The organism is Kitasatospora sp. NPDC057500, from assembly GCF_042802195.1.
Lineage (GTDB): Bacteria > Actinomycetota > Actinomycetes > Streptomycetales > Streptomycetaceae > Kitasatospora.
On sequence record NZ_JBHVER010000331.1, the window covers coordinates 1 to 5,433 of the forward strand.

At 75.2% G+C, this 5,433-nt stretch carries 5 protein-coding genes; 2 read left to right on the plus strand and 3 right to left on the minus strand.

Annotated features, from left to right (window positions below; translation table 11 throughout):
- Positions 1-26 precede the first annotated feature (26 nt).
- Both gltX and ACFU74_RS35730 read right to left on the minus strand, forming a co-directional pair.
- Positions 27-1,400: a glutamate--tRNA ligase gene (gltX, locus tag ACFU74_RS35725; protein WP_380764300.1), complete on the minus strand. Its 1,374-nt coding sequence runs from the start codon at positions 1,398-1,400 to the stop codon at positions 27-29.
- A 361-nt stretch (positions 1,401-1,761) separates the two neighbouring features.
- On the minus strand, positions 1,762-2,730 hold the full coding sequence (locus ACFU74_RS35730; RefSeq protein ID WP_380764296.1) for a GlxA family transcriptional regulator: 969 nt from the start codon (positions 2,728-2,730) through the stop codon (positions 1,762-1,764).
- Positions 2,731-2,801: 71 nt separating this feature from the next.
- Between ACFU74_RS35730 and ACFU74_RS35735 the strand changes: the two genes are divergently transcribed.
- The gene (locus tag ACFU74_RS35735) at positions 2,802-3,425 is read left to right on the plus strand and encodes a cysteine hydrolase family protein (RefSeq protein ID WP_380764297.1); all 624 of its coding nucleotides are present in this window, start codon (positions 2,802-2,804) and stop codon (positions 3,423-3,425) included.
- On the opposite strand, the gene ACFU74_RS35740 is transcribed toward ACFU74_RS35735, so the two are convergent.
- Positions 3,412-4,236, minus strand: a complete 825-nt coding sequence (locus ACFU74_RS35740) for an SDR family oxidoreductase (protein ID WP_380764298.1) — start codon at positions 4,234-4,236, stop codon at positions 3,412-3,414. The two genes, ACFU74_RS35735 and ACFU74_RS35740, sit on opposite strands and share 14 nt — an antisense overlap.
- A gap of 102 nt (positions 4,237-4,338) precedes the next feature.
- Between ACFU74_RS35740 and ACFU74_RS35745 the strand changes: the two genes are divergently transcribed.
- On the plus strand, positions 4,339-5,283 hold the full coding sequence (locus ACFU74_RS35745) for a sigma-70 family RNA polymerase sigma factor (protein ID WP_380764299.1): 945 nt from the start codon (positions 4,339-4,341) through the stop codon (positions 5,281-5,283).
- The last annotated feature ends 150 nt before the right edge of the window (positions 5,284-5,433 follow it).

Consider the following 5,433-nt stretch of genomic DNA (forward strand, 5'->3'; position numbering starts at 1 on the left):
GTGCGGCCCTCGGACCAGTGCTGCCGTCAGGCGGCCAGGCGCTCCGCCGCCGCGTCCAGGCGGGCCAGGGTCCGCTCGCGGCCCAGCACCTCCAGGGACTCGAACAGCGGCAGGCCCACCGTGCGGCCGGTGACCGCGACCCGGATCGGCGCCTGCGCCTTGCCCAGCTTCAGCCCGTGCTCGGCGGCCACCGCCTCCAGCTCGGCCTTCAGCGCGGCGGCCTCGAAGGACTCCAGCGCGGCGAGCTTCTCGCGGGCGGTGCGCAGCAGGGCCAGCGCGACGTCCGCGTTCTTCATCGCCTTCGACCACGACTGCTCGTCCTGGACCGGCTCGGCCAGGAACAGGAAGTCGACCTGCTCGACGATCTCGCCCAGCACCGCGATCCGGGACTGCGCGAGCGGGGCGAGCTCGGCGAAGGCCGCGGCGTCGAAGGCCTCGGCCGCCCACGGGGCGCGGTCGGCGGCCAGGTACGGGGCGCAGGCGGCGATGAACGCGTCCACCGACAGGGCGCGGATGTACTCGCCGTTGAACGAGCGCAGCTTCTGCACGTCGAAGAAGGCCGAGGCGGCGTTCACCTCCGAGATCCGGAACAGCTGCTCCAGCTCGGCGTACGGGCGGATCTCGACGTCGTCCTTCGGACCCCAGCCCAGCAGCATCAGGTAGTTGACCATCGCCTCGGGCAGGTAGCCCTCGGCCAGGTAGTCCTCCAGCGCCACCTTGTCGCGGCGCTTGGACAGCTTCTGCCGCTTCTCGTTGACGATCACCGGCAGGTGCGCCCAGACCGGCGGGGTGGCGCCGAGCGCCTCCCACAGCAACTGCTGCTTGGGGGTGTTCGACAGGTGCTCCTCGCCGCGGATGACCTCCGTGACGCCCTGCTCCAGGTCGTCGACCACGTTGGCCAGCAGGAACACCGGGCTGCCGTCGCCGCGGGCGATGACGAAGTCCTCGATCGCGGAGTTCGGGAAGGCCGGCTCGCCGCGGATGAGGTCGACCACGACGGTGGTGCCCTCGTCCGGGGTGCGGAAGCGCAGCGCGCGGCCCTCCTCGTAGCCCAGGGCGCGGTCGCGGCAGAAGCCGTCGTAGCCGGTCTGGGCGGAGCCGGTGCGCTCGGCGGTCTGCTCGCGGGTGCAGTCGCAGTAGTAGGCGCGGCCGGCCGCGTACAGCTTCTCGGCGGCGGCGCGGTGGCTGTCGGCGTTGGCGGACTGGAAGTACGGGCCCTCGAAGCCCGGGTCGCCCTCGTGGATGCCGATCGCGGCGAGGGCGCTGATGATGCCGTCGGTCCACTCGGGCTTGTTGCGGGCTGCGTCGGTGTCCTCGATCCGCAGGACGAAGACACCGCCCTGCTGTCGTGCCGTCGCCCAGTTGTACAGCGCCGAGCGGGCACCGCCGACGTGGAACATGCCGGTGGGGCTCGGAGCGAAACGGACGCGGACGGGACGGGATACCTCGGTCATGAAACCCAAGGGTATCGGGCCGGGGCGGGGTGCCCGGCACGCGCACCCCCGCCCCGCCCCCGGTCCGGGGGCCTTCGCGGCGTCCGGGGCGATCGCGTTCTTCGCCCGCTCGACGGACTCCTCGGCCGCCGGGCCGCCGGGGTTCTCGGTGGCGGGGGCCTGGTTGAGGGCGACGAACGGGCGCATCCGGCGTTCGTAGCCAGGCGTCCAGTCGACCTCGGCGCCCTCTTCGAACTCGGCCTCGCCACCCTCCTCGACGGCCTCACCCCCCGCATCGAGACCCCCGCACCGAAGCCGCCTCGGGCTGCTAGGGAGTACCCGGTTCGCGGCCCCGGAAGGTGCGGCGGTACTCGCGGGGCGGGACGCCGAGGCGGGTGGTGAAGGGCGGGCGGAGGGAGACGGCGGAGGAGAAGCCGCAGCGGGTGGCGACGGTGTCGACGGGCAGGTCGGTCTCCTCCAGCAGGCGCTGGGCGGTGAGGATGCGCTGGTCGAGGAGCCAGCGCAGCGGGGTGGTGCCGGTGGTGGCGGCGAAGCGGCGGGCGAAGGTGCGTTCGGACATCACGGCCAGGGCGGCCATCCGGCGGACGGTCCAGGGGGTGTCGAGGGCGGCGAGCACCTCGGTGCGGACGCGGGCCAGCGGGTCGTCGGAGGCGGTGGGTTCGGGGACCGGGGAGGGGATGAACTGGGCCTGGCCGCCGGAGCGGAACGGGGCGGTGACCATGGCGCGGGCGATCGACGCGGCCGCGCGTTCGCCGTGGGCGGCGCGGACCAGGTGCAGGCAGAGGTCGATGCCCGCCGCCACGCCCGCCGAGGTCCACAGGCCGCCCTCGCCGGTGAACAGCACCTCGGGCCGGACGTCCACCGCCGGGAAGCGGCGGGCGAGTCGGTCGGCGAAGGCCCAGTGGGTGGTGGCGGAGCGGCCGTCGAGCAGGCCGGCCTCGGCGAGCAGGAAGGCGCCCGCGCAGAGCGAGGCGAGGGTGACGCCCCGCTCGTGGGCGGCGCGCAGGGCGGCGACGACGGCGGGGTCGACGGGCTCCTCCGGCCGCTGCATGCCGGGCACCACGACCAGGTCGCACCCGGCGAGCGCGTCCAGCCCGAAGTCCGGGACGCGTTCGAGTCCGCCGTCGAAGCGCACCCGGGCACCGTCCGGCCCGCAGATCCGCAGGTCGAACGCGGGCAGGCCGGGGCGGCTTGCCCGGTTCGCCCAGACCTCCCCGATCACCGCGTAGTCGAAAGGCCGGACGCCGTCGAAGATCACACACCCCACCACCCGCATGGCAGGATCGTATCGATGGGTGGCTCCACCGCCGCTCACGGCGCCGCCCCGGCCCGCCGCAGGATCGACGCATGACGAACACCAGCGCCCTCGACGCCCCGCTCACCATCGACTCCGACGCCGTCCTGGTCGTCATCGACGTCCAGAAGGGCTTCGAGGACCACGCCTTCTGGGGCGAGCGCGACAACCCCGGGGCCGAGCAGCGGATCGGCGAGCTGATCGACGTGTGGCAGGCCACCGGACGGCCGGTGGTGACCGTCCAGCACGAGTCCGCGGCCGGCCCGCTCGCGAAGGGCACGCCCGGCTACGAGCTGAAGGACTTCGTGGCGGCGGTCACGCCGGATCTGCACGTCACCAAGACGGTGAACAGCGCCTTCTACGGCACCCCGGACCTGCACGCCTGGCTCCAGGAGCGGGGCGCCCGGCAGGTGGTGATCACCGGGATCATCACCAATGTGTGCAACGAGACCACCGCCCGGATGGCGGGCAACCTCGGCTACGACGCGGTCTTCCCGGCCGACGCCATGCACGCCTTCGACCAGACCGGCCCGGACGGCGTGACCGTCCCCGCCGCCGAACTCGCCCGCGCCACCCGGACGGTGCTGCACGCGATGCGGTTCGCCAAGGTGGTGACCACCGAGGCCGTGGTGACCGCGGCGAGGACCGGCGGGCCGGCCGCCGTCAGCTGGTCCTGACCCGGCCGGCGGCGGTCGGCTGCGCGCCCGCCGGAAAGGTCTCGGCGAGGAAGGCCTCCCAGGTGCGGGCGCCCCGGTCGGCCCCCGGCCCGGCCAGGTTGGCGCCCTCCCGGTAGCAGCGGCCCACCTTGCCGGGGGCGCGCAGCGGCAGCACCGGGCGGCGCTTGCCCGCCGCCGCCAGGTAGTCGCGGGTCAGGTCGCCGAGGGTGCGCACGGCCGGGCCGGCCAGGTCCGCGACCTGCCCGGCAGGCGCGCCCAGGGCCAGTTCGACCAGGCGCTCGGCGACGTCCCGCGAGTCCACCGGCTCCCAGCGGATGCCGTTCATCGCCGGGACGACGGGCAGCTTGGCCATCGCGGCCGCCGTCTTCAGCGCCAGGTCGTGGAACTGGGCGGCGCGCAGCGTGGTGAACGGGACGCCCGCCCCCGCGACGATCCGCTCGGCGGCGTGCTTGGCCCGGAAGTAGCCGAGCGGGACCCGGTCGGCGGCGGTCACCGAGATGTGGACGAGGTGCCGCACCCCGGCCCGGCGGGCGGCGTCGACCAGGGTGCGGGTGGTGGCCTCGTCGTGCTTGGCGTCGCCGGCCAGGTGCAGCACCACCTCGGCGCCGGCCACGGCCGCGTCCACGCCGGCCCCGGTCAGCAGGTCGCCGACCGCGTAGCCGACGCCGTCGGCGCCCGGGCGGGGGTTGCGGGTGAGCACCCGGACCTCCCGGCCCGCCGCGCGCAGCAGCGGCACCACGTGCCGGCCGAGGGTGCCGGTGCCACCGGTCACCAGGACGGGAGCGCTGCTCGGGCTGGTCGGGTTCGCCATGATCGTCTCTCCTTCGCCGGCCGGAGGCCGGGCCTCCGGTGGAGCCGTTAGGTTTCGTGGTTCCGGAGCTTTGACTGACGGCGACGAAGGAATGTGACACGGGTGGAAGAGAAGATTCCGGCCGCCGGATCCGCCGGCTCCGCACCGGCCGCGGAGCTGTTCGAGGCGCACCGTCCGCACCTGCGGGCCGTCGCCTACCGGATGCTCGGCTCGCTCGCCGAGGCGGAGGACGCCGTCCAGGACACCTGGCTGCGCTACGACCGCGCCGACACCTCGGAGGTGGGGAACCCCGGGGGCTGGCTGACCACGGTGATCGGGCGGCTCTGCCTCACCCGGCTGCGCGCGCGGGCGCAGCGCCGCGAGGAGCCCCTGGAGCCGGGGCCCGAGGGGGACGGCCACGAGGTGCCGCGGATACCGGACCCGCTGATCGGGCGGGCGGACGCGCCGGACCCGGAGCAGGAGGTGCTGCTCGCCGACTCGGTCGGGCTGGCGCTGATGGTGGTGCTGGAGTCGCTCTCCCCCGCCGAGCGGGTCTCCTTCGTGCTGCACGACATGTTCGCCGTGCCGTTCGAGGAGATCGCCCCGCTGATCGAGCGGACGGCGGCCACCACCCGCCAGCTGGCCAGCCGGGCCCGCCGCAAGGTGCAGGGCCGGGCGCCCGCGCCGGACCGGGACCTCGCCCGGCAGCGGGTGGCCGTCGACGCGTTCTTCGCCGCCACCCGCAACGGGGACCTGGACGCGCTGCTGGCCGTCCTCGACCCGGAGGTGGTGCTGCGGGCGGACGGCAACGTCGGCCGGGACCGGCGCCCGGTGGTGCTCCGGGGTGCCCGGACGGTCGCGGGGCAGGCGGTCATGTTCCACAGCCTGTCGCCGTACGCGCGCCCGGCGCTGGTCAACGGCGCGGCGGGCGCGGTGGTGATCGGCGCCAACGGCCGGGCGGTGTCGGTCATGGCGTTCACGGTGGTGGACGGCGTGATCGTGGCGATCGACGTGCTCAGCGACCCGGAGCGGCTGGCCGCGCTCGACCTGGCGGCGTTCGCGGGCTGAGCCGCAGGGCCTCGGGGCCGCGGGCGGTGAACGGCCGCCGCCCCCGTGCACCCTTCCGGTGCGCGGGGGGGGCGGCGCGCGACCCCGGCCCGCCCGGGGCGGGCGAAACCGCCCCCCCCTCGCGGGGGATGTCGGCGGGGCCGGGGGGCC

What these genes read in the sequence shown, in the direction of transcription:
- gltX (WP_380764300.1), bottom strand. Translation starts at nt 1,400, where the DNA reads ATGTTCCACGTCGGCGGTGCCCGCTCGGCGCTGTACAACTGGGCGACG.
- ACFU74_RS35730 (WP_380764296.1), bottom strand. Translation starts at nt 2,730, where the DNA reads ATGCGGGTGGTGGGGTGTGTGATCTTCGACGGCGTCCGGCCTTTCGAC.
- ACFU74_RS35735 (WP_380764297.1), top strand. Translation starts at nt 2,802, where the DNA reads ATGACGAACACCAGCGCCCTCGACGCCCCGCTCACCATCGACTCCGAC.
- ACFU74_RS35740 (WP_380764298.1), bottom strand. Translation starts at nt 4,236, where the DNA reads ATGGCGAACCCGACCAGCCCGAGCAGCGCTCCCGTCCTGGTGACCGGT.